The sequence below is a fragment of the Microbacterium trichothecenolyticum genome, from assembly GCF_000956465.1.
GTDB classification, from domain to species: Bacteria; Actinomycetota; Actinomycetes; order Actinomycetales; family Microbacteriaceae; genus Microbacterium; species Microbacterium trichothecenolyticum.
Genome location: NZ_JYJA01000023.1, coordinates 44,872 through 65,338, shown reverse-complemented (window position 1 = coordinate 65,338; position 20,467 = coordinate 44,872). Strand labels below are relative to the sequence as shown.

General features: G+C 70.8%; 22 protein-coding genes. 13 read left to right on the top strand and 9 right to left on the bottom strand.

What is annotated here, in order from left to right:
* Positions 1 to 10: 10 nt before the first annotated feature.
* The 5 genes from nadA to RS82_RS02930 are packed head-to-tail and all read left to right on the top strand — an operon-like array spanning position 11 to position 6,078.
* Entirely contained in the window at positions 11 to 1,363 is a 1,353-nt protein-coding gene (nadA, locus tag RS82_RS02950) for a quinolinate synthase NadA (protein ID WP_045296791.1), read from the top strand.
* Entirely contained in the window at positions 1,360 to 3,051 is a 1,692-nt protein-coding gene (gene nadB, locus RS82_RS02945) for an L-aspartate oxidase (RefSeq protein WP_045296790.1), read from the top strand. Before nadA ends, nadB begins: the two co-directional genes overlap by 4 nt.
* On the top strand, positions 3,045 to 3,902 hold the full coding sequence (gene nadC, locus RS82_RS02940) for a carboxylating nicotinate-nucleotide diphosphorylase (RefSeq protein WP_045296789.1): 858 nt from the start codon (positions 3,045 to 3,047) through the stop codon (positions 3,900 to 3,902). The genes nadB and nadC overlap by 7 nt, the downstream gene beginning before the upstream one ends.
* A gap of 24 nt (positions 3,903 to 3,926) precedes the next feature.
* Positions 3,927 to 5,081: a cysteine desulfurase family protein gene (locus RS82_RS02935; protein ID WP_045296818.1), complete on the top strand. Its 1,155-nt coding sequence runs from the start codon at positions 3,927 to 3,929 to the stop codon at positions 5,079 to 5,081.
* 43 nt (positions 5,082 to 5,124) lie between these two features.
* Positions 5,125 to 6,078: a glycosyltransferase family 2 protein gene (locus RS82_RS02930; protein WP_045296788.1), complete on the top strand. Its 954-nt coding sequence runs from the start codon at positions 5,125 to 5,127 to the stop codon at positions 6,076 to 6,078.
* A 27-nt stretch (positions 6,079 to 6,105) separates the two neighbouring features.
* On the opposite strand, the gene RS82_RS02925 is transcribed toward RS82_RS02930, so the two are convergent.
* Complete coding sequence (locus RS82_RS02925; protein ID WP_045296817.1) at positions 6,106 to 8,118, bottom strand: ABC transporter ATP-binding protein; 2,013 nt, start codon at positions 8,116 to 8,118, stop codon at positions 6,106 to 6,108.
* 47 nt (positions 8,119 to 8,165) lie between these two features.
* Between RS82_RS02925 and RS82_RS02920 the strand changes: the two genes are divergently transcribed.
* From RS82_RS02920 to RS82_RS02910, 3 genes are all read left to right on the top strand, one after another.
* Positions 8,166 to 8,375, top strand: coding sequence for a hypothetical protein (locus RS82_RS02920; protein WP_045296787.1), 210 nt, complete (start codon positions 8,166 to 8,168; stop codon positions 8,373 to 8,375).
* Positions 8,376 to 8,507: 132 nt separating this feature from the next.
* A complete protein-coding gene (locus RS82_RS02915; protein ID WP_045296785.1) occupies positions 8,508 to 10,034 on the top strand; it encodes a DHA2 family efflux MFS transporter permease subunit in 1,527 nt (508 codons plus the stop codon).
* A 91-nt stretch (positions 10,035 to 10,125) separates the two neighbouring features.
* Positions 10,126 to 10,728, top strand: coding sequence for a carboxymuconolactone decarboxylase family protein (locus RS82_RS02910; protein ID WP_045296784.1), 603 nt, complete (start codon positions 10,126 to 10,128; stop codon positions 10,726 to 10,728).
* On the opposite strand, the gene RS82_RS02905 is transcribed toward RS82_RS02910, so the two are convergent.
* The 4 genes from RS82_RS02905 to RS82_RS02895 all read right to left on the bottom strand — a co-directional run bounded on the left by RS82_RS02905 (position 10,715) and on the right by RS82_RS02895 (position 12,676).
* Complete coding sequence (locus tag RS82_RS02905) at positions 10,715 to 11,218, bottom strand: hypothetical protein (protein ID WP_045296782.1); 504 nt, start codon at positions 11,216 to 11,218, stop codon at positions 10,715 to 10,717. The two genes, RS82_RS02910 and RS82_RS02905, sit on opposite strands and share 14 nt — an antisense overlap.
* 32 nt (positions 11,219 to 11,250) lie before the next feature.
* Complete coding sequence (locus RS82_RS21925; protein ID WP_275426024.1) at positions 11,251 to 11,373, bottom strand: hypothetical protein; 123 nt, start codon at positions 11,371 to 11,373, stop codon at positions 11,251 to 11,253.
* 61 nt (positions 11,374 to 11,434) lie between these two features.
* Entirely contained in the window at positions 11,435 to 12,271 is an 837-nt protein-coding gene (locus RS82_RS02900; protein ID WP_045296781.1) for a DNA-formamidopyrimidine glycosylase family protein, read from the bottom strand.
* Between the two features lie 57 nt (positions 12,272 to 12,328).
* A complete protein-coding gene (locus RS82_RS02895; protein ID WP_045296780.1) occupies positions 12,329 to 12,676 on the bottom strand; it encodes a DUF7882 family protein in 348 nt (115 codons plus the stop codon).
* Positions 12,677 to 12,871: 195 nt separating this feature from the next.
* On the opposite strand from RS82_RS02895, the gene RS82_RS02890 reads away from it, so the two are divergent.
* Complete coding sequence (locus RS82_RS02890; protein ID WP_052676669.1) at positions 12,872 to 13,351, top strand: MarR family winged helix-turn-helix transcriptional regulator; 480 nt, start codon at positions 12,872 to 12,874, stop codon at positions 13,349 to 13,351.
* A gap of 140 nt (positions 13,352 to 13,491) precedes the next feature.
* Complete coding sequence (locus tag RS82_RS02885) at positions 13,492 to 14,244, top strand: EI24 domain-containing protein (RefSeq protein ID WP_045296778.1); 753 nt, start codon at positions 13,492 to 13,494, stop codon at positions 14,242 to 14,244.
* 33 nt (positions 14,245 to 14,277) lie between these two features.
* Here the strand turns inward: RS82_RS02885 and RS82_RS02880 are convergent, their stop codons facing one another.
* Entirely contained in the window at positions 14,278 to 15,462 is a 1,185-nt protein-coding gene (locus RS82_RS02880) for an aminotransferase class I/II-fold pyridoxal phosphate-dependent enzyme (protein ID WP_045296776.1), read from the bottom strand.
* 153 nt (positions 15,463 to 15,615) lie between these two features.
* On the opposite strand from RS82_RS02880, the gene RS82_RS02875 reads away from it, so the two are divergent.
* Positions 15,616 to 16,392 (top strand): patatin-like phospholipase family protein, encoded by a 777-nt coding sequence (locus RS82_RS02875; RefSeq protein WP_052676668.1) that lies wholly within the window; start codon positions 15,616 to 15,618, stop codon positions 16,390 to 16,392.
* 14 nt (positions 16,393 to 16,406) lie between these two features.
* On the opposite strand, the gene RS82_RS02870 is transcribed toward RS82_RS02875, so the two are convergent.
* Positions 16,407 to 17,207 (bottom strand): DUF1206 domain-containing protein, encoded by an 801-nt coding sequence (locus tag RS82_RS02870; protein ID WP_045296775.1) that lies wholly within the window; start codon positions 17,205 to 17,207, stop codon positions 16,407 to 16,409.
* A 64-nt stretch (positions 17,208 to 17,271) separates the two neighbouring features.
* The gene (locus tag RS82_RS02865; RefSeq protein ID WP_045296774.1) at positions 17,272 to 17,976 is read right to left on the bottom strand and encodes a phosphatase PAP2 family protein; all 705 of its coding nucleotides are present in this window, start codon (positions 17,974 to 17,976) and stop codon (positions 17,272 to 17,274) included.
* A gap of 110 nt (positions 17,977 to 18,086) precedes the next feature.
* On the opposite strand from RS82_RS02865, the gene RS82_RS02860 reads away from it, so the two are divergent.
* Entirely contained in the window at positions 18,087 to 19,463 is a 1,377-nt protein-coding gene (locus tag RS82_RS02860) for a pyridine nucleotide-disulfide oxidoreductase (protein ID WP_045296772.1), read from the top strand.
* A 21-nt stretch (positions 19,464 to 19,484) separates the two neighbouring features.
* Positions 19,485 to 19,874 carry a hypothetical protein gene (locus tag RS82_RS02855; protein ID WP_045296771.1) on the top strand — a complete coding sequence of 130 codons (390 nt, stop codon included), beginning with the start codon at positions 19,485 to 19,487 and terminating at the stop codon, positions 19,872 to 19,874.
* Positions 19,875 to 19,886: 12 nt separating this feature from the next.
* On the opposite strand, the gene RS82_RS02850 is transcribed toward RS82_RS02855, so the two are convergent.
* Positions 19,887 to 20,453, bottom strand: a complete 567-nt coding sequence (locus RS82_RS02850) for an alpha/beta fold hydrolase (protein ID WP_045296770.1) — start codon at positions 20,451 to 20,453, stop codon at positions 19,887 to 19,889.
* Positions 20,454 to 20,467: the final 14 nt, after the last annotated feature.

Here is a 20,467-nt window from a genome sequence, read left to right as displayed (position 1 = left end):
AGCACCCGACATGCCTGCCGTGAACATCACCCTCCAGCCCCGCCCCGAACTGGATGCCTCGGTCGACCATGCCATCCAGGCGATCGTCGCGGGCGCCGTCGTCGGCGAGACCTGCAACACAGATCTCGCCGCCGGGCCCTGGGACTTCGACACCCGTCCCGGCTATGGCCCCGGCTCGTCGATGGGCGACGTCATCCCCACCGGGTCACCGCGCCAGGGCGAGCTTCCCCGCGAGTACCGCGAGGCGTCCGAGGCCGAGCTCGACGAGCGCATCCGCGCCGCGAAGGCCGCACTCGGCGACCGCGTCGTCGTGCTCGGGCACTTCTACCAGCGCGAAGAGGTCGTGGTCCACGCCGACTACGTGGGCGACTCGTTCCAGCTCGCGAACGCGGCGCTGGAGCACCCCGATGCCGAGGCCATCGTGTTCTGCGGCGTCCATTTCATGGCCGAGACCGCCGATCTGCTGTCGCGTCCCGAGCAGGCCGTGATCCTCCCGAACCTCGCCGCCGGCTGCTCGATGGCCGACATGGCCGACATCGATCAGGTCGAGGAGTGCTGGGAGCAGCTCGCCGAGGTCTACGGCGACATGGATGCGACGGATGCCGAAGGCCTCGTGCCCGTCATCCCCGTGACGTACATGAACTCCTCCGCCGCCATCAAGGGCTTCGTCGGACGCCACGGCGGCATCGTGTGCACGTCGTCGAACGCCCGGACGGTGCTGGAGTGGGCGTTCCAGCGCGGACGCCGCGTGCTGTTCTTCCCCGACCAGCACCTCGGCCGCAACACCGCCAAGGCGATGGGCGTGCCGCTCGAGCAGATGCCGATGTGGAATCCGCGCAAGCCCCTGGGCGGGGCATCCGTCGGCCAGCTCGCCGATGCCCGCGTCATCCTGTGGCACGGCTTCTGCTCGGTGCACCGCCGCTTCTCGGTCGACCAGATCGACAAGGCCCGCGCCGAGCACCCCGGTGTGCGCGTCATCGTCCACCCCGAGTGCCCGATGGAGGTCGTCGACGCCGCCGATGAGGCCGGCTCGACGGACTACATCCGCAAGGCGATCGAGGCCGCGACCGAGCCGACCACGTTCGCGATCGGCACCGAGGTCAACCTCGTGCAGCGGCTCGCCGCCGACCACCCGCAGCACACGATCTTCTGTCTCGACCCGGTCGTGTGCCCCTGCTCGACGATGTACCGCATCCACCCCGGCTACCTCGCGTGGGTGCTCGAGGGACTCGTCGCGGGAGAGGTGCGCAACCGCATCACGGTGCCGGCCTCCGTCGCGGATCCGGCACGCGTGGCGCTGGAGCGGATGCTGGCAGCCAAGCCCCCGGCGGCACCCGCGGCGGCGTGGGAGAACGCCTCATGACGGTGCACGAAACCGCGGGCGGGCCGGGCACCATCGTGGTCGGCTCGGGCATCGCGGGGCTCCTCACCGCCCTGCACGCGGTGGAGCGCGGCTGCCGCGTCACGCTCGTGACGAAGGACGTGCTCGAGCACGCCAACACCCGCTTCGCACAGGGCGGGATCGCCGGGGTGATGTTCGACGACGACCGTGCCGACGACCACGTGCGCGACACGCTGGTCGCGGGAGCCGGCCTGAGCGATCCGGCCGCGGTGCGCGTGCTCGTCGACGAGGGGCCCGCGCGGATCCGTGAGCTCATCGCTCTCGGCGTCGCGTTCGACCGCGACGACACCGGCGGATTCGTGAAAGGGCTCGAGGCCGCGCACTCCTACCCGCGCATCCTCCACGCCGGCGGCGACGCCACCGGCACGGCCATCGAGAAGGCGCTCGTCGCACGGCTGCGCGCCAGCGACGTCGCGGTGATCGAGCACGCATTCCTCGTCGACCTCGTCGTGACGGACGGTCGCGTCAGCGGCGTCGAGCTGATCGTCGGAGAGACGGATGCCGAGCCCGGTCGCCGCGAGATCATCACTGCCGCCGCGGTCGTGCTCGCGACGGGCGGCGCGGGCGAACTGTACGCGCACTCGACCAATCCCGAGGTGGCCACAGGCGACGGCATCGCCGCAGCCATCCGTGCCGGCGCCCACGTCGCCGACCTCGAGTTCTTCCAGTTCCACCCGACGGTCCTGGCGGTGGGCGACTCGTTCCTGGTGTCGGAGGCGGTGCGCGGCGAGGGCGCGACCCTCGTCGACGAGCGCGGCCGCCGCTTCGCGTTCGACGCCCACCCCGACGGCGAGCTCGCGCCCCGCGACGTCGTCGCCCGCGCGATCGCGCGGCAGATGGAGGCCCAGCAGGGCCGCCCGGTGTTCCTGGACGCGACCCATATCCACTCGGAGGACGCCGCCGAGCGCGCGGCGTTCCTCGCGCGCCGCTTCCCGACGATCGATCGTGCCGTGCGCGAACGGGGCCTCGACTGGGCGCGCGAGCCGATCCCGGTGACCCCTGCCGCCCACTACCTGATGGGCGGCGTCCGCACCGACCTGTTCGGCCGCACCACCCTGCCCGGGCTCTACGCAGTGGGCGAGGCCGCCCGCACCGGCGTGCACGGCGCCAACCGCTTGGCGTCGAACTCGCTGCTCGAGGGCGCGGTCTTCGGCGCGCGTGCCGGCGACGTGATCGCCACGGATGCGGCTTCCGGATCCTGGCCGGCCGCCCCTGGGCGTCGCCCTGCTCCGCAGTCGCAAAGTGCGATTGCGCAGGCGACCGGCTCGCCATTCGTGACTGCGGAACGCCAGGACCGGGGTGTCGACGCGCCGGCGTTCTCGCGGGCGGCTCTGCAGGAGCTGCTCTGGGACGACGCTGGACTCGTGCGGGATGACGCGGGCCTCGGGCACGCGGCGTCCGTCATCTCGACCTGGCGCACGCAGCAGCGCACCCCGGTCACCGAGCACGACTTCGAGGACGAGAACCTGCTCCTCGTCGCCGAGCACCTCGTCGCCGCCGCCCTCGCGCGCCGGGAGTCTGTCGGCGCGCACTTCCGCTCCGACGGCACGCCCGCCGAGGCTCCCGCACACCTCGCGGAGGTTCGCAGCGCGAACGCCGCCTCGCACTCCCCCTCCCCGCACCCCTCGAAGGAGCCCGTCGCATGCTGACCCGCGCCGTGATCGACCGTGCCGTCGCCGCCGCCCTCGACGAGGACGCGCCGTGGGGCGATCTCACCAGCGAAGCGCTGATCCCCGAGAACGCGGTCGCCCGCGCCGATCTCGTCGCGCGCGAACGCGGCGTGTTCTCTGGTGGCGAGGTGTTCGAGGCGGCATTCCGGCTCACCGACCCGGCGATCGACGTCGAGCTCGTCGTCGAGGACGGCGAGTGGTTCGAACCCGGCGCCGTGCTGGCGGTCGTCACCGGTCCGGCGCGCGGCGTGCTCACGGCCGAGCGGATCGGCCTCAACTTCGTGCAGCGGATGTCGGGGATCGCGACCCTCACCGGCACCTACGTGGCCGAGGTCGCGCACACCGGCACGCGGATCGCCGACACGCGCAAGACCACCCCGGGCCTCCGTGCCTTCGAGCGCAAGGCCGTGCGCGACGGCGGCGGCCGCAACCACCGCCACTCGCTGTCGGACGCGGTCATGGCGAAGGACAACCACCTCGCGGTCCTCGCGCAGAAGGGCGTCTCGCCGACGGCGGCGCTCCTCGCCGCGAAGGACCTGCTCCCCCACACGGCGCACATCGAGGTCGAGGTCGACCGGCTCGAGCAGATCGAGCCCGTGCTCGCCGCCGGCATCGGCACGATCATGCTCGACAACTTCTCTCTCGCCGATCTCCGCACGGGGGTCGCCCAGGTCGCGGGCCGGGCGACGGTCGAGGCATCCGGCGGGGTGTCGCTCGAGACGGTGCGCGCGATCGCCGAGACCGGCGTCGACGTGATCTCGGTCGGCGCCCTCACACACTCGGCACGCGCTCTCGATCTCGGGCTCGACGTGCGCATCGACGCCGCCTGATCCACCCGGGAGCATCCGATGAGCATGCTGTACCTCGACAACGCCGCGACCACGCCGGTGCGACCCGAGGTGCTCGAGGCGATGATGCCGTACCTGACCCGCTGGTACGGCAACGCCTCGAGCCACCACACCGTGGGCGAGGCGGCCGCCGACGCCCTCGCCGACGCCCGTGCGCGCGTGGCGCGCGTGCTCGGCCTCCGCGCCGGCGACGTCGTCTTCACGTCCGGCGGCACGGAGGCCAACAACCTCGCGATCAAGGGCATCGCGATCGCCGCTGCCCAGCGCCGCGATGATCGTCGCGCACACGTCGTCACCACGCCGATCGAGCACGAGTCCGTGCTCGAATCGGTCGACTATCTCGAGCGTGTGCACGGCTTCTCGGCGACGCGCGTGCCCGTCGACGAGCACGCGCGTCTGTCGACGGATGCCGTCGCACAAAGCCTTCGCGACGACACTGTCCTGGTGAGCATCGGCTACGCGAACAACGAGGTGGGGACGGTGCAGGATGCTGCGAGCCTGGCCGCCGTCGCTCGGGAGCGGCGCATCCCTCTGCACCTGGACGGCGTCCAGGCGGCGGGCTGGCTCACGCTGTCGGCGGACGAGCTCGGGTATGACGCGATCTCCCTGGCCGGGCACAAGCTCGGCGCGCCGAAGGGCTCGGGCGTGCTGGCCGTCCGCGGCAGGATTCCGCTGGAGCCCCTCATGCACGGGGGCGGTCAGGAGCGCGGCCGTCGCAGCGGCACCGAGGACGTCGCCGGCGCGGTGGGTTTCGCGACCGCGCTGGAGCTCGCCGAAGCCGAACGGGTCGAGGCATCCGCTCGCGTGTCGGCCGTTCGCGACCGTTTCATCGCCCGCGTGCTCGAACGGGTCCCGGCGGCGCGTCTCACGGGCGACCCCGTGCATCGCCTTGCCGGCACCGCGAGCTTCACGTTCGCCGGGACGAGCGGCGAGGCCGTGCTGCTCGAGCTCGAGCGCCGCGGCGTCGTGTCATCGAGCGGCTCGGCGTGCGCGGCGGGCAGCGACGAGCCCTCCCACGTGCTGTTGGCGATGGGCATCGCCCCGGAGGTCGCGCAGACCGCGGTGCGCTTCACCTTCCCGCGCCGGCTGAACGCGCCGCTGGATCTCGTCGCGGACGCGGTCGAGGCATCCGTTGCCGCCGTCAGCGGCACGCAGCACTGACGCAGCGGAGCCCGGCCGTCCAGGTCGCCCGTAGGATCGGGACGTGACCCCCGCCGTGACCGTCATCGTCCCGGGCTACGACGTGGCTCTCTATGCCGCCGAGGCGCTCGACTCCCTGCGCGCGCAGACGCGCGACGACTGGGTCGCGATCCTCGTCGACGACGCGTCGGGGGACGAGACGGGTGCGCTGTTCGACGCCGCCGCCGCGGCGGACGAGCGGTTCCAGGTCGTCCATCACCGCGTGCAGAGCGGGCTCGGCGCCGCGCGCAACTCCGCCCTCGACCTCGTCCGCACCCCGTTCGTGGGGTTCCTCGACGCCGACGACCGCCTCACCCCGACCGCGCTCGAGCGGCTCGTCGGCACCGTCGCCGGCAGCGGCAGCGACGTCGCGCTCGGCGCCTATGTGCGCCTGCGCCCCGACAGCGCCGGCGGTTATGAGGCCGGCAGCGTGCAGCCCTGGGTCGCGGCTGCGACGGATCCGGCACGCGTCGGCGTCACCCTCGAGCAGCATCCCGAGGCATCCGGCAACATCGTCGCGTGGTCGAAGGTGAGCCGCACGGATCTGTGGCGGCGCACCGGTCTGCGGTTTCCCGAGGGCAAGGCTTACGAGGACCAGATCGTCGCGCAGCAGATGTACACGCGGGCCCGTGCGTTCGACGTGATCCCCGACGTCGTCGTCCAGTGGCGCGAGCGCGCCGACGGATCCTCGATCACCCAGCACAAGGGCGAGCTCCCCGTTCTCCGCGACTACCTCGAGGCGCTCACCGGCGGCATCGCGGTGCTGGATGCGGCGGGCCAGCCGCGGGCCGCGGCATCCCGCGTCCGCCTCATCCTCGCGATGGACCTGCCACCGCTCGTCGACCTCGCGCGCGTCCACGTCGACGACGCCTACCGGCGAGAACTGGGCGCGTTCGCGCGCACGCTGTCGTCGCGCGCGGACGGGGTCGCGCTGTCGGAGCCGGCCGCGACGGCGCTCGCCGCCGCGCGGCTCTGGTGACGACGCCGCGGCCGGCCGCGCGGGAGCTCAGTCCTCGCGCCACTCCGGGTCGCCGACACTGCCGCGACCGGCAGCCATCACCTCTTCCGAGGTGAGGACGGGCGCGTCGGGCGGGCTGTCGGCTCGCCGATCGGGGTGGTCGGCGGGCGGCTCGGCGTCCTCCGCCTGGAGGATCCTCGTCGTCGCGAGCTGCTGAGCCGCGAGTTCGGCGTACAGCCCCCCTTCCGCGAGCAGCGAGGCGTGCGTGCCGGACTCGACGATGCGCCCCGCCTCGACGACGTGGATGACGTCGGCCGCGATCACCGTCGACAGGCGGTGTGCGATCGACAGCGTCGTGCGGCCTCGCGCGGCCGCATCCAGCGCCTCCTGGACGACGCGCTCCGACACGGTGTCGAGAGCCGACGTCGCCTCGTCCAGAAGCAGCACGGGCGGGTCCTTCAGGAGCACCCGCGCGATGGCGATCCGCTGCTTCTCACCGCCCGAGAGCCGATAGCCGCGCTCGCCGACGACGGTGTCGTAGCCCCTCTCGAAGCGCTCGATCACGTGATGGATGTTCGCGGCGCGGCACGCAGCCTCGACCTCGGCGTCGGTCGCGTCCGGCTTCGCGTAGCGCAGGTTCTCGCGGATCGTGGCGTGGAACAGGTACGTCTCCTGCGAGACGATTCCGACGTTGTCGATGATCGACTCCTGCGTGAGACGCCGCACGTCCTCACCGGCGAAGAGGACGGAGCCGCCGGATGCCTCGTACAGCCGCGGCGTGAGGTACAGCACGGTCGTCTTGCCCGCACCGGAGGGCCCGACGAACGCGACGTGCTGACCGGGCTCGGCCGTGAACGACACGCCCTGGAGCGTCGCGCGGGTGTCGGAGGCGGCATCCGGATAGCGGAACTCCACATCCCTGAACTCGATGCGACCGAGCGGGCCGGGGGCGTCGGCGACGTCGATGGCGTCGCGGGCGTCGCGGATGGCCGGCACGAGATCGAGGTACTCGAAGATGCGGGCGAACAGCGCCGACGACGTCTGCAGATCGAGCGAGACGCGCATGAGCCCCATGAGGGGCATGAGCAGACGCGCCTGCACGGTGGTGAACGCGACGATCGTGCCCGCCGTGATGGCGTCGGTGCCGCCGCCGATGAGGTAGCCCGACACGAGATAGATGATGGCGGGCACGCTCGCCATGATGACCTGGACGACGGCGAAGAAGCCCTGGCCGCTCATGGCGCGACGTACCTGCAGCCGCACCTGGTTGATGTTCTCGTCGGCGTAGCGCGTCGACTCGGTCCGCTGGCGGTTGAACGACTTGGAGAGCAGGATGCCCGAGACGCTCAGGGTCTCCTGCGTGATGGCCGTGAGCTCCGACAGCGACTCCTGTGTCTCTCCCGCAATGCGCGCGCGCACCTGGCCGACACGACGCTGCACCAGGATGAGGAACGGCATGAGCACGACGGCGATGATGGTCAGCCGCCAGTCGATGATGATCATCGCGACGAGCGACGCGACGACCGTGACCGTGTTGCCCAGAATGCTCGTCACGGTGTTCGTGAGCACGCCCGAGACGCCGCCCACGTCGTTCTGAAGTCGCGATTGGATGACGCCGGTCTTGGTGCGCGTGAAGAATCCGAGCTCCATCGACTGCAGGTGGTCGAACAGCTTCACCCGGAGGTCGCCCGTGACCCGGTTGCCGACGGTGGAGGTGAGCCACGTCTGCACGACACCGACGGCCGCCGAGAGCAGGAAGAGCGCGATCATCGCGAGCACGAGCTTCCACAGCAGCGAGAGGTCCGGCGGCGAGCCGTCGACGGGGAACAGCGCATCGTCGAACACGCGCTGCACGAGCAGCGGGGGGATCACCGCGATGCCGGCGCCCGCGACGACGAGCACTCCGGTGATGACGATCGACCACTTGTACGGCCGGAAGAGGGCGACGACCCGCCGCCCGAGATCCGGGATCTGCGGCGCCTCGGCGTTCGCCCGCCGCTGGGCCTCGGTGTCGACCGGGCGGAAGCCGGGGTGTCCTCCCCCGCCCCCACCGCCGCGCATGCTCACGTGGCCAGCCTAACCAGCGCCGCCGACGCTAGGCTCGGGCCATGACCTCGACGCCCGACCTCCCCGAACACGACGGCAGCGACCTCGCGGAGCTCCGCGAAGAGATCGACGCCCTCAAGGCCATCCCGCACGAGGAGATCGTGAACCCCCTCCCGAAGAACCTCGAAGAGCGCGAGCCCGAGGCAGAGCCGACCGACGCGATCGGCTCCGAGAAGTGGGACGACGCGGAGCCCGAGCCCTCCGACAGCTGACCCTCGGGTCCCATTCCCGCCGATATCCGTTCCCCGAAGCGGGAATGCGATGTCTGAACCTGTGGTTATCCTGAAGGCTTGCCATCCTCGGGTGGTATTTCGCTGCCCATCCGAGCCTCGAGGAGACGACCTATGGCCGCCATCGAAACGAACCCCGGAACCGGCAGCATCCCCGCTGCTGCGGGCAATGCCGGCGCCGTCCCCACACTGCGCCCCGAAGAGAGCCGCGTCATCTGGCTGCTCCTCGCGGCCGCCTTCGTCGCCATCCTCAACGAGACGACGATGGGCGTCGCGATCCCGCACCTCATCACCGACCTCGGCATCACGGCGCTCGCCGCGCAGTGGCTGACGACCGCATTCATGCTGACGATGGCCGTGATCATCCCGATCACGGGCTTCCTGCTGCGCCGCTTCACGACGCGCACGATGTTCGTCGCCGCGATGGGGCTGTTCTCCCTCGGCACGCTCATCGCGTTCCTGTCACCCGGCTTCCCCATGCTGCTCGTCGCCCGCGTGGTGCAGGCGTCCGGTACCGCGATCATGATGCCGCTGCTGATGACGACGCTGATGACGGTCGTGCCCGCCGCCATCCGCGGCCGCATGATGGGCCGCGTCAGCATCGTGATGTCGCTCGCCCCGGCGATCGGCCCGACGCTCGCGGGCGCCATCCTCAACAACTTCGAGTGGCGCTGGATCTTCGGCATCGTGCTGCCGATCGCCATCGTGGCGCTCGTCGTCGGCGCGCGCTGGATCCACAACCTCGGCGAGACCACGCGCGCCCCGATCGACGTGCTGTCGGTCATCCTGTCGGCCCTCGGCTTCGGCGGCCTCGTCTTCGGCCTCAGCCAGCTGGGCGGCGGTGGGCACGGCAGCGGAGCGGATGCCGCGGCCGCGAGCGCAGCGTCGACCACGACGCTCATCGTGTCGCTGGCGGTCGGCGTCGTCGCGCTCGGCCTCTTCGGCTGGCGTCAGGTCGTGCTGCAGCGCAAGGACGACGCGCTGCTCGACCTGCGCGTGTTCCGCAGCGCCAACTTCTCCCTTTCGATCGGCCAGATGGCGATCATGTCGATGGCCTTCTTCGGTGCGATCACCGTCGTCCCGCTCTACCTGCAGGACGTCCTGGGCGTCGACCCGCTCACCACCGGCCTGGTCGTGCTGCCGGGCGCCCTCGCGATGGGCCTCGCCGGTCCGTTCATCGGTCGCATCTACGACCGCTGGGGCACGACGGTGCTGCTCGTCCCGGGCGCCGTGATCACGAGCGCGATGCTGTGGTTCTACACGACCTTCGGCACCGAGACGCCGGTGTGGCTGATCGCCGTGGCGCAGACCGTGCTCTCGGTCGGCCTCGCGCTCTCGTTCACGCCGCTGTTCACGGCGTCGCTCGGCTCGCTCCAGCCGCGGTTCTATTCCTACGGTTCGGCCGTGGTCGGAACCGTGCAGCAGGTCGCGGGCGCCGCGGGCATCGCGCTGATGTTCGGCGTCATGGCGGCGGCCACCTCGGCCGCGGCGTCGTCGGGCGCCGACACCGTGACCGCCGGCGCCGCCGGCACGCACGCCGCGTTCCTCACGGCGGCGTTCCTGTCGCTGCCGCTGCTGGTCGGCGCGTTCCTCATCCGCAAGCCGGCCGACGCACCGATGGGCGCGCCCGCCGGTCACTGACAGAGGTATCACCCGGATGCCCCACCCCTCGACAAGGGGTGGGGCATCCGCGATTCTGGATGCGCCCGAAACCCGACGGGAAGGCAGCACCATGATCGTGAGCACTCCGGACCTCGACGCAGCCACCGGCCACGTCGCCGAGATGTACGACGGCGACCTCCGCAGCGACGGCTTCGTCTTCGGGCACACGCGCGCGATGGCGATCAACCCCGAGGCCCATGCGGCCTTCGAGACGCTGGTCCGGACCATCGTCCCGTCGATCGGGCTGCGCAACTACGAACTCGCCACGCTCGGCGCCGCGCGCGCGATCGGGTCGGATCACTGCCTCCTCGCACACGGCCGCAAGAGCCTGCGGGCCGGCCTCCTCGATGAGGAGGAGCTCGCCCGGCTTGCGCGCGAGGGCGCGGACGCCGGCCTCGACGAGACGGACATGGCGGTGGTCGCGTACGCCGAGAAGGTCTCGACGGATGCCGCGACCATGACCGACGCCGACACGCAGCGCCTCCGCGATCTCGGGTTCACCGATCGGCAGATCGTCGACATCACGCTCGCCGCCGCCGTGCGGAACTACTTCAGCCGGGCGCTGCTGGCCCTGGCGGTCCCCGTCGACGACGTACCGGGCCTCAACCCCGCGCTGGTCGCGGCCCTGCTCGCGCCGGCGCAGGCCGCACGCGGCGACGTCAGTGGTGGATGACGGCCTTCAAGAGGATGAGCACTCCGCCGAAAGCGGCGGTGATGAGTGCGCTCAGGATGCGCGGAAGCCAGTGCGTGCTCCAGCGCGCGACGGCGATCCAGCCCAGGGCGCCGAGCAACACGGTGTTGGCGATGAGCGCCGCCCAGAGCGCGGCGGTGTCTTCGATGACGCGCGTCGCACCCAGCAGCAGGATGATGAGCGGCGGCACGGACGCGATGAGCATGCCGCCGGATTGACGTGCGGACGCGCGGAGACTGGCGCGGAGCCCGGCATGACCATCGGTGGCGGCCAGGCGACCGAGAGTGCCGGCGAACACGTGAGCAGCGAAGAAGACGATCACCGTGACCGTGACGGTGACGAACGCCTCCCAGGAGGTGCCCCGCGCCGAGACGACGATCATCCCCGATACGAGGATCAGGCCGTAGATCGCCTCCTCCGACATGAGGATGCGGCCGACCCGCGGGGTGATGTGAAGCTGTTCGTCGGTCATCGCCGGCGCGTCGTGGCGTGAACGGGAGGGGGTCAGTCGATGCTGCAGCTGCCGCCGCCGCAGCACGAACCGGCGGACTCGACCACCGTCAGGAGGTTCTTCTCGTCGGGGACGGGTGCGAGGGTGATCGGGGCCGGCTGCTGCGAAGTCGTCATAGCGACCATGCTACCCACGGGAACACCGACGTCGGCCGCCCGGATCGCGGATGGCTCCCACTCAGAGCGGCACTCCCCCGTTCTGGCAGGTCGGGCAGTACTGCGCCGACGTGCCCGCGAACGTCAGATCGCGAATGATGTCGCCGCACACCGGGCAGGCCTCGCCCGTGCGACCGTGCACGCGCATCGCCGCCACCTTGTGTGCCTTGAGCTGGTCGATGGGAACGCCACGGCGGGCATCGATCGCACCGCGAACGGTCGTCAGCGTCGCGTCGAACAGCCGGTCCGCCGAGCCATCGTCTAGAGCGGCCGCGTGCGTCACCGGCGAGACCTTGGCGAGGTGCAGGATCTCGTCGGAGTAGGCGTTGCCGATGCCGGCGAGCGACTCCTGCTCCTGCAGGATTGCCTTGATCTGCTTCCGGCGGCCGCCCAGCGCGCCGTCGAACTGGTCGCGCGTGAACGCGGAGTCGGCGGGATCCGGGCCGAGCTTCGCGATCGCGGGAACTTCACCGGCGTCGCCGACCACGAACAGTCCGAGCGACACCCAGCTGCCGGCGTCCGTCACCTGCAGGCTGCGGTCGCCCGACAGCTCGAAGGACGCCAGAGCCGGCGGCGCGTCAGCCGAGAGGGAGACCGCCTCGTCGGGTGCGGCATCGAGCCACCGCATCCATCCGTGGCGCCCCAGCGAGACGACCAGGCTCGCCTCGTCGAGCACGAGCTCCACATGCTTGCCGTGGCGGCGCGCACCGGTGATCGTGCGTCCGGTGATGCTCGCCGGGGGCGCGGCGCGCGTCTTGACCGTGCGGAACTCGAGCACATCGACTCCGCGGACCTCTCGCCCGGACGCCTCTTCAGCGAGGAACCGCGCGAGAGCCTCGACCTCCGGCGACTCAGGCATGGCCCCATCCTGCCATCGAGCCCCGACACGCGCGCCGTGGCGCCCACCCATCCCCTCCTACGCCACGGACTTCTCGAGGGCGGGCGAGGCGGTCGCCGGCGGACCCAGCGGGTGGATCTCGTCGAGCTCGAGGATGAGGCCGGCGTTGGAGTTGGCCCCAGCAGCGAGGCGAGACAGCAGAGCGGGGTCGATCCGAGGCTCGTCGACGCTCTCGAAGGTGAAGCGGAGCGGGATCGACTGCTCCAGCCAGACGGACGAGCGTCCTGAGCCGTCGGTGTGACGCCACGACATCATGAAGCTCTCGTGGCGGCGCAGTTTGGTCGTGACGACCACCTTGACGTGCGCGAGGAGGTGCTCCGGGATGTAGATGGGGGTGCCTTCGGCACCGTAGGCGAGTTCAGCCATGTGGACCGCTCCTCTCGGAGACGTGCTTCCAGAATAGTTCGGTATCTGACGTGTTACTAGTGAATCATTTATCATCAGACGTTGATTGCACTTACAGTTCGCTGACAGAAGGTTTCGTATGCAAGATTTCTGTGGTCGAATGAAACGCATCCTTTCGCTCTCCCGTGAGCGGGGGACGGACGAGGGAGTGCACTCGTGACGGAGATCGCGACGCCGTCGACGGCGACCGCCGATGGGCGCGGACCCGATGTGGCCGGTTTGCTCGAGCGCCTTCGGCTCGCTGAAGCGAAGCTCGCGCGTCGACGCGAGCAGCAGACCGGCATGAATGAGACGGACCGGGCAGCGATGCGCTACCTGCTCGAGCAGGTGGAAACGGCGGAGATCACGCCCTCCATGATCGTGAGGGCGCTTCACCTCTCCCCCGCTTCCGGCACCGCACTCATCGACCGTCTGGTCGGACGCGGACTCGTCGTCGTGGAAGCGCACCCGCACGACCGACGCAAGAAGATCGTCCGGCCCTTCGATCGGAACATCGACCCGGATCGCCTCGACCCGCTCACGATGCAGCTGCGCAGCCTCGCATCTGGACTGCCGGCGAGCGACGCCCGCATCGTCGCCGGCTTCCTCGAGGACGTTCTCGCGATGGTCTCGGAGACCGCCCTCCCCGCGAGCTGACGACGCGGGTCAGAACGCCACGGGGCGCGAGATCTGCTCGAGTGCGTGGTGGATCGATCCGGACTCGCACCGCCGGGGAATCCGCGACCCACACCACCTGGACACGGACGAGCCGAGGAGGGCGTCTTAGGCTGATCCAGATGCGCGAGTTCATCAGAGGGGTCGGCCTGCTGGGTCATGGCTTCGCGCAATGGCGGCGCAGGCCGGGCCTCATGGCGCTCGGTCTCGTCCCCGCCGCGATCGTCGGGGTGCTGTTCCTCGGCGGGCTCATCGCACTCAGCGCCTCGTTGCCGGCGCTGACCGAGGCGATGACGCCGTTCGCCGACGGCTGGCCGGGCGTGTGGGCAGCGGTCTTCCGCGTCGCGGTGGGCACCGCGCTGCTCGGGGCCGCGCTCGTGCTGGTGGCCGTCACGTTCACGGCGCTCACGCTGCTGGTGGGAGAGCCGTTCTACGAACGGATCTGGAGAGCGGTCGAGGAGGATGCCGGTTCCCCGCAGCTCGACGGCGACTATGGGTTCTGGCGCTCGGTCGCGGACGGGCTCTCGCTCGTCGCACGCGGCGTCGGCACGGCGCTGGTCGCCGCGCTGATCGGCCTCGTCCCCGTGGTCGGAGCGGTGGCGAGCACCCTCTTCGCGGTGCTCTTCACCGGATGGCTGATCGCCGATGAGCTGAGCTCGCGCGCGCTGACCGCCCGCGGGCTGACGAGGCGCGCCCGTAGAGAACTGCTGCACCGCAGACGCTTGCGCGTGCTGGGGTTCGGCGTCGCGACGCAGCTGTGCTTCCTGGTCCCGCTCGGCGCCGTGGCGACGATGCCGGCAGCCGTGGCGGGAGCGACGCTGCTCGCGAGGTCGCTGCAGGATCCCGTCCCTCCGCCCAGGCAGGCTCAGGCGTGACCTGAAGGCAGGCGACGCGACATCCCCTCCGCCTCATTCGGTCCGGTCGTGGTCCGCGGCCACCTCCAGGAGGTGCGGGATCGCACGGTCGATCATCGTCATGGTCGCCGTCAACGAGATCCGGAAATGATGCGGCTGCTCGAACAGGGAGCCGGGCATGACGTACACGCCCCGCTCCTCGAGGGCGTCGCAGAACGCCTGGGCGTCGCCGCCCGGCGCGCGGCCCCACAGATAGAAAGTTCCCTCCGGCCGCGTGACCTCGTAGCCGGCGCCCGCGAGTGCGCCGTACATCCGGTCGCGCTTGCGCGTCAGTTCGGCCATATCGAGCGAGAGGGTCTCCAACTCCGGTACCGAGTACTGCATGACCGCGTCGGGGAACCCCCAGCCGATGGCGAGCCCGAGGGGGAAGAGCGCGTCGCGCAGCTCCTCCCGCTCGACCGCGGGGATCAGGGGGGACAGCGCGAGGTAGCCGAGCCGCGCGCCGGGGGCGAGCAGGACCTTGCCGTAGCTGTAGTCGATCACCGTCCACGGGTAGTGCGCGGCGGGGCTCGTGAACTCGATGCCGTCGAAGCGGATGCGACGGTACGGCTCGTCCGACAGCAGCCAGATGCGGCGTCCCTGGGCATGCGACGCCTCCTCGAGGACTGCGCTGAGCGCCTCCCAGGTCGACCGCGGATAGACGCGACCGGTCGGGTTCGCCGGCGAGTTCACGACCACGATCCTCGTGCGAGCGGTGATCGCGCGCGCGATGGCATCGACGTCGAGGTCGAACGTCACGGGGGCGAGGTCCACGCCGACCGGGACGAGGTCCGCGGCGTGCAGCATCGGCGCGTAGCAGAACCAGCCGGGCACCGGGATCACGACCTCGTCTCCCGCGTCGGCCAGCAGCGCGAACGCGAGCGAGATGGCACCGAAGGCACCCTGCGTCATGGCGATGTCCTGGGGATCGAACTCCAGCCCCAGCTCTCCTGACAGCGCGGAAGCCACGACCTCCTGCGCAGACCGCTCGCTGCTCTTGTACGCGAACCAGTCGACGGTCAGCGGCTCGGCGTGCCTCTGGATCGCCGCCGGCAGACCGGGCAGAGCCATCTCATGCGGATTGCCGAACGCGAAGACCAGCGCCTCCGGGTCGGACGCGACGACCTGCATGCGGGAGAAGTAGGAGCCGACGACATCCACTGCCGCCTTCGCCGCCGTCGCCCGTGTCGACATCGCCATGGCAGTCACCTCTCGCCCCAGTGCCGATCCGTGATCCCGCCCAGGATCCCAACTGACGCGTGACGCGTCAATCTCCTCGGCGATCGGCACACGTCTCAGGCGTTCCCCAACGCGCAGTGCTACCTTCGCCCCGTCGCGACGAGTGGAGGACGGATGATCGACGACCCTGAGCTGGGGCTCGTACTCGGTGGCGGTGGCGCATTCGGCGCCGCTCACGTCGGCGTGCTGCAGGTGCTGGCCGAGCGTGGCATCCGTCCCGGCATCGCGACCGGAACGAGCTCGGGAGCCCTCGTCGCGGCCGCCTATGCCGCAGGGCTGGAACCGCATGTCATCGAGCGCGCCGCGCGCGCGTTCCGCTGGAGCACGATCGCGCGTTGGTCGATGACGCCGCGCTGGGGTCTGCTCGACACCACCGCGATCGTCGATGCCGTCCCGCGTGCCCTCGGCGAGGACCCGCACATCGAGCACCTGCCCCGCCGGTTCGCCGCGTACGCCACCGACCTGCGCACGCGCCGCGGGATCATCCTCGATGAGGGACCGCTGAGCGCCGCCCTCCGTGCGACGGTCGCCGTGCCGGGTCTGCTCCCCCCGATCCGCCGCGGCGATGCGCTGCTCGCGGACGGCGGCATGATCGACAACGTCCCTGTCGCCGCGGCGCGGGCCCTCGGCGCCACCCGTGTGATCGTGGTGCGGCTGCACGCGAGGTGGGAGAACGTGCGAATGATGCGCACCGTCACCCGCACTGCGGATCTCGTCGCCGATCCGTCGGTCGTGCTGGTCCAGCCCGAGATGGAGGGCATGGCGCAATGGCGGATGACCGACGTGCCGCGCCTGATCGCAGAAGGGCGCCGCGCGGCGGCGGCGGCGTTGGATGCTGCGGCCCTGCGCGAGACCGCCCTCCGGTCGGGTGCGGGGCTGGTGGCCGAGTAGTCGCCCCGCGGTGCTCACATCCGTGCGTAGCGTGCGCGGGCGAAGCAGAAGACGCCGTAGATGATCAGTCCCGCCGCGACCACCCACAGGATGACCGATCCGAGCGGCAGGCCCGCCAAGGTGTGCAAGGCGCCGTCCAGTCCACCCGCCGCCTCGGGATCGTGCGTGAAGGCGGCGACCACGAACAGCGCTCCCGTCACCGCCACGGCGACGCCCTTCGCGACATAGCCGACGACGCCGAACGTCACGATTCCCTTTCGCGCAGCCCCGGCGGGGAGGTCGAGGCGCTTCTCGAAGGCGCGGGTGAATCCGCGCACGATGAACGCGATGCCGATGGCGAGCACGATGAGCCCGATCAGGATGAGCACGAACAGGCCGCCCGGGCTGTCCATCAGCTGCGCGCTCAGAGACTGCGAGGACTGCGAGGAGTCCGAGCTGCCCCCGAGCGCGTACACGAGCGCGGTGAACGCGATGGCGAGATAGGCGACCGCGGTGCCGATGTACTTGACGCGGTAGCCCCACTTCTTCTTGGCGTCGGAGTTCCGCTCGAGAAACGCCTCGGCGACCTGCCAGACGGCGAGCGCCGTGAGCCCCAGCACGATCGCCCACAGCAGGAGCACTCCGGCGGGGGTGTCGCGGATCTTCTCCATGGCACCGCCCTGGTCCGCTTCACCCGCACCGCCGGTGGCGACGGATACGGCGATGGCGCCGATCACGATGTGCACGATGCCGAGCACGACGTAGCCGATGCGGGCGATCGTCCGGAAGACGGGTGAGTCGGTCGCGGCCCGCGCCGCACCTTTCGCAGTGGTCATTCGCGAAGCGTATCTCCGGCGCAGCTGCGCGGGATGGGGCTTGCACTCGGGCGGGGAACCGTGCTCACGCAGCGGGCGGCGCGGACCGCCTGGCGCGCCGGATCCGATAGGCCTGGGCTGCGCTCCACACGAGGCAGGCCACGGCGATGCCCTCCAGCAGCCCCGCAAGCACGTCGCTCGCCCAGTGGGCGTGCAGGTAGGTGCGGCTCCACATCATCCAGGCGACCCAGAGCGCTCCGAGCGTCCAGACGTACCAGCGGCGCAGCAGCAGCCCGAGCGTCACGGCGATGGTCGTCGCCACGGCGGTGTGACCGGACGGGAACGAGGTGGCCACGCTCTCGGCGAGCGAATCAGCCGGCCGCACCCGCGCGATGATCGCGGCCATCGGTGCACCGATCGCCGTCACGGTCACGATGGCCACCGCGAGGGTCGCAGCTTCCCATCGCCGCCGCCGCCAGAGGAAGATCGCGATGATCAGGATCCCGACCACAGGCGCACCCACCACGCCGCCGATGACGGAGGGCACCCAGGCGATCACCAGCCCCACGTCGGTCAAGCCCGCGAGCATGACATCGTCCCACCAGAGGTCGACAGCGAGCGGATCGTGCCCGCCCAGCGCCACCGCGAAGCGCAGCATCACGAAGAGCACCGTGGCCACCACGCCGACCACCAGGACGGTCGCGCGGTGGGGGTCGGGATGCGCAAGCGGCTCATCGGACGGCGCCGCGAGCGGCGCGGGACCGACCTGGGGTTCCTCGTTCTCGCCCACGCGACCATTGTGCGTGCGGAGCAGTCTTCGCCGCGCCCTCTTGCCGTGTACGGTCTCGGTATCGTATGGGGGCCATTGACGGGCCGCACGCGCACTGCTCTGATGAGCGCATGGAGGCGATCGTCGACGTCGACTACGTGGTCGTCGGGGCGGGGGCGATGGGGATGGCGTTCGTGGACGCCCTCACCACGGCCGCCGATGACGTGTCGGTCGCGATCGTCGACCGCCGACACGGGGCGGGCGGTCATTGGCTCGATGCGTACGGATTCGTGCGGCTGCATCAGGCGTCGGCCTTCTACGGCGTCGCCTCGACTCTGCTCGGCGGCGGGCGGCTGCAGGACGACGGTCCGGAGCGGGGACTTCACGAGCGCGCGAGCGCCGCGGAGGTGTCGGAGTACTACGCCCGCGTGCTCGCACGACTCGTCCGGTCGGGCAGGGTCGCCTTCCACGGTCGCAGCGAGTATCTGGGTGATCGCCGGTTCGTGTCGCTGCTCAGCGGCGCGCGCTTCCATGCGCCCCGAGCCCGGGTGGTGGACGCACGGTACCTGTCCCCCGACATCCCGCTGCTCACTCCCCCGCCCTTCGCGGTCGAGGACGGCGCCGACGTCGTGGCCGTCAACGACCTCGTCCGCCTCGCGGAGGCTCCCGGCCACTACGTCATCGTCGGTGCCGGCAAGACCGCGACCGACACGTGCGTGTGGCTGCTGCAGAACGGCGTCGGCGCGAACGCGATCACCTGGGTCCGTCCGCGTGACCCGTGGCTGCTCAACCGTGCCGTCGTGCAGCCCGATCCGGCGATCTTCCTCGGCATGGCGGCCGACACGATGGCCGCCGCGGCGGCGGCTTCGGATCCCGATGACGTGTTCTTGCGGATGGAGGATGCCGGGATCATGCTGCGCTTCGATCCCGCTGTGACGCCGACGATGGCGAAGACGCCGACGCTCGCCACGTGGGAGCTCGACCTCGTCCGCACGATCGACGACGTCGTCCGCCGCGGGCACGTGCAGTCGGTCGGCCGTGGACGCCTGACGTTCGCAGACGGCGACGTGCACGTGCCCGCCGATTCTCTCGTCGTGCACTGCGCAGCCGAAGGGCTGAAGTACCCGGGCCTGCGGCCCATCTGGACCCCGGAGGCCATCACCCCGCAGCCGGTGCGCGTCGGCTTCCCCTGCTACGGCGCCGCGCTCTCCGGCTACGTCGAGGCGACCCGCGGCGACGACGCCGAGAAGAACCGTGTGTGCCGCCCCTCGCCGTACTCCGACACCCCCGCCGACTGGGCCACGATGCAGACGATCGGCGGCGACGCGTCGCTCGCGATGTCGAAGGAGACGGACCTGCGCGCGTGGTCGAACACCACGTCGCTGAACCCCGCGCGGGTTGCTCCGGAGCGGGCGGATGACCCGGCCGTGCTCGCCGCCGCGGCGAGGTTCAAGGAGAACATCGGCGCGGGGCGGGCGCGTCTCGCGCGATTCGCGGGGATCGCGTAGGCGGTGCGCCAGAATGTCGCCATGAACCAGACGACCGTCTACCAGCCCGGCGTGTGCAACATCGGTCCCGCCGAGATCCGCAGGCGCCGGGCGTCGGGGTGGTGGGGGCTCGCGATCGCCGTCGTCTTCCTGGGCGTCGCGTTCGCCCTCGGGTGGGCGGCTCCGTGGCGTCTGCTGGTCGCGCTGCCGGTGTTCCTGTCGGCCCAGGGGTTCCTGCAGGCCGCGTTCCACTTCTGCGTCGGGTTCGCCAGCCGGGGTCTCTACAACTTCGGCGACCTCGGCGGAGAGGAGAGCATCCAGGATGCCGAGTTCCGGCGGAAGGATCAGCGCAAGGCGCTGTTCATCAGCCTGCTGGCGTTCGCCATCGCGGCCGTCGTGGGCGTGGTCGCGTACCTGATCCCGATCGGCTGACGCGTCCGGACCTCAGTCCCAGTCGAGGTACTCCTCGACGATGACCGCCGTTTCGACGGGGTGAGTGAGCGGGAAGAGGTGACCGGCACCGTCGAGGTTCTTGACGCTCGCGCGCTCGGGCGCCGTCGCCTGCAGGCTCTCGCCGTTCGCGCGCGGGGTCACCTCGTCGTCCGCACCCTGCACGATGAGCACGGGGATCACCGGGGCGAGCGCGATGTCTTCGTCCTCGACGCCCAGCAGCAGCAGCCCGTTGACGCGATCGGGGTGCGCAGCGACCAGCGCGCGCGCGACGGTGCCGCCGCGGCCGTGGCCGCCGACCCAGGTGCGCTCGAGTCCCAGCTCATCGATGACCGCCACGACGTCGTCGGCCTGATCGCCTGTCGACGCCGCATCGACGTTCGCGCGGTAGCCGACGCGGATGATGTGGAACCCCGCCTCTTCGGCGAGGTAGTGCCCCACCACACCCAGAGCGTCCTGCCCGGGTTCGGCGATCAGCACCAGGCCAATGGGCCCGTCGCCCTCGACGATGTACGGGATCGCGCGTCCGTCGGGCTCGAAGATCTGCGTGGTGTCGGTCATGGGAAGCCTTTCCG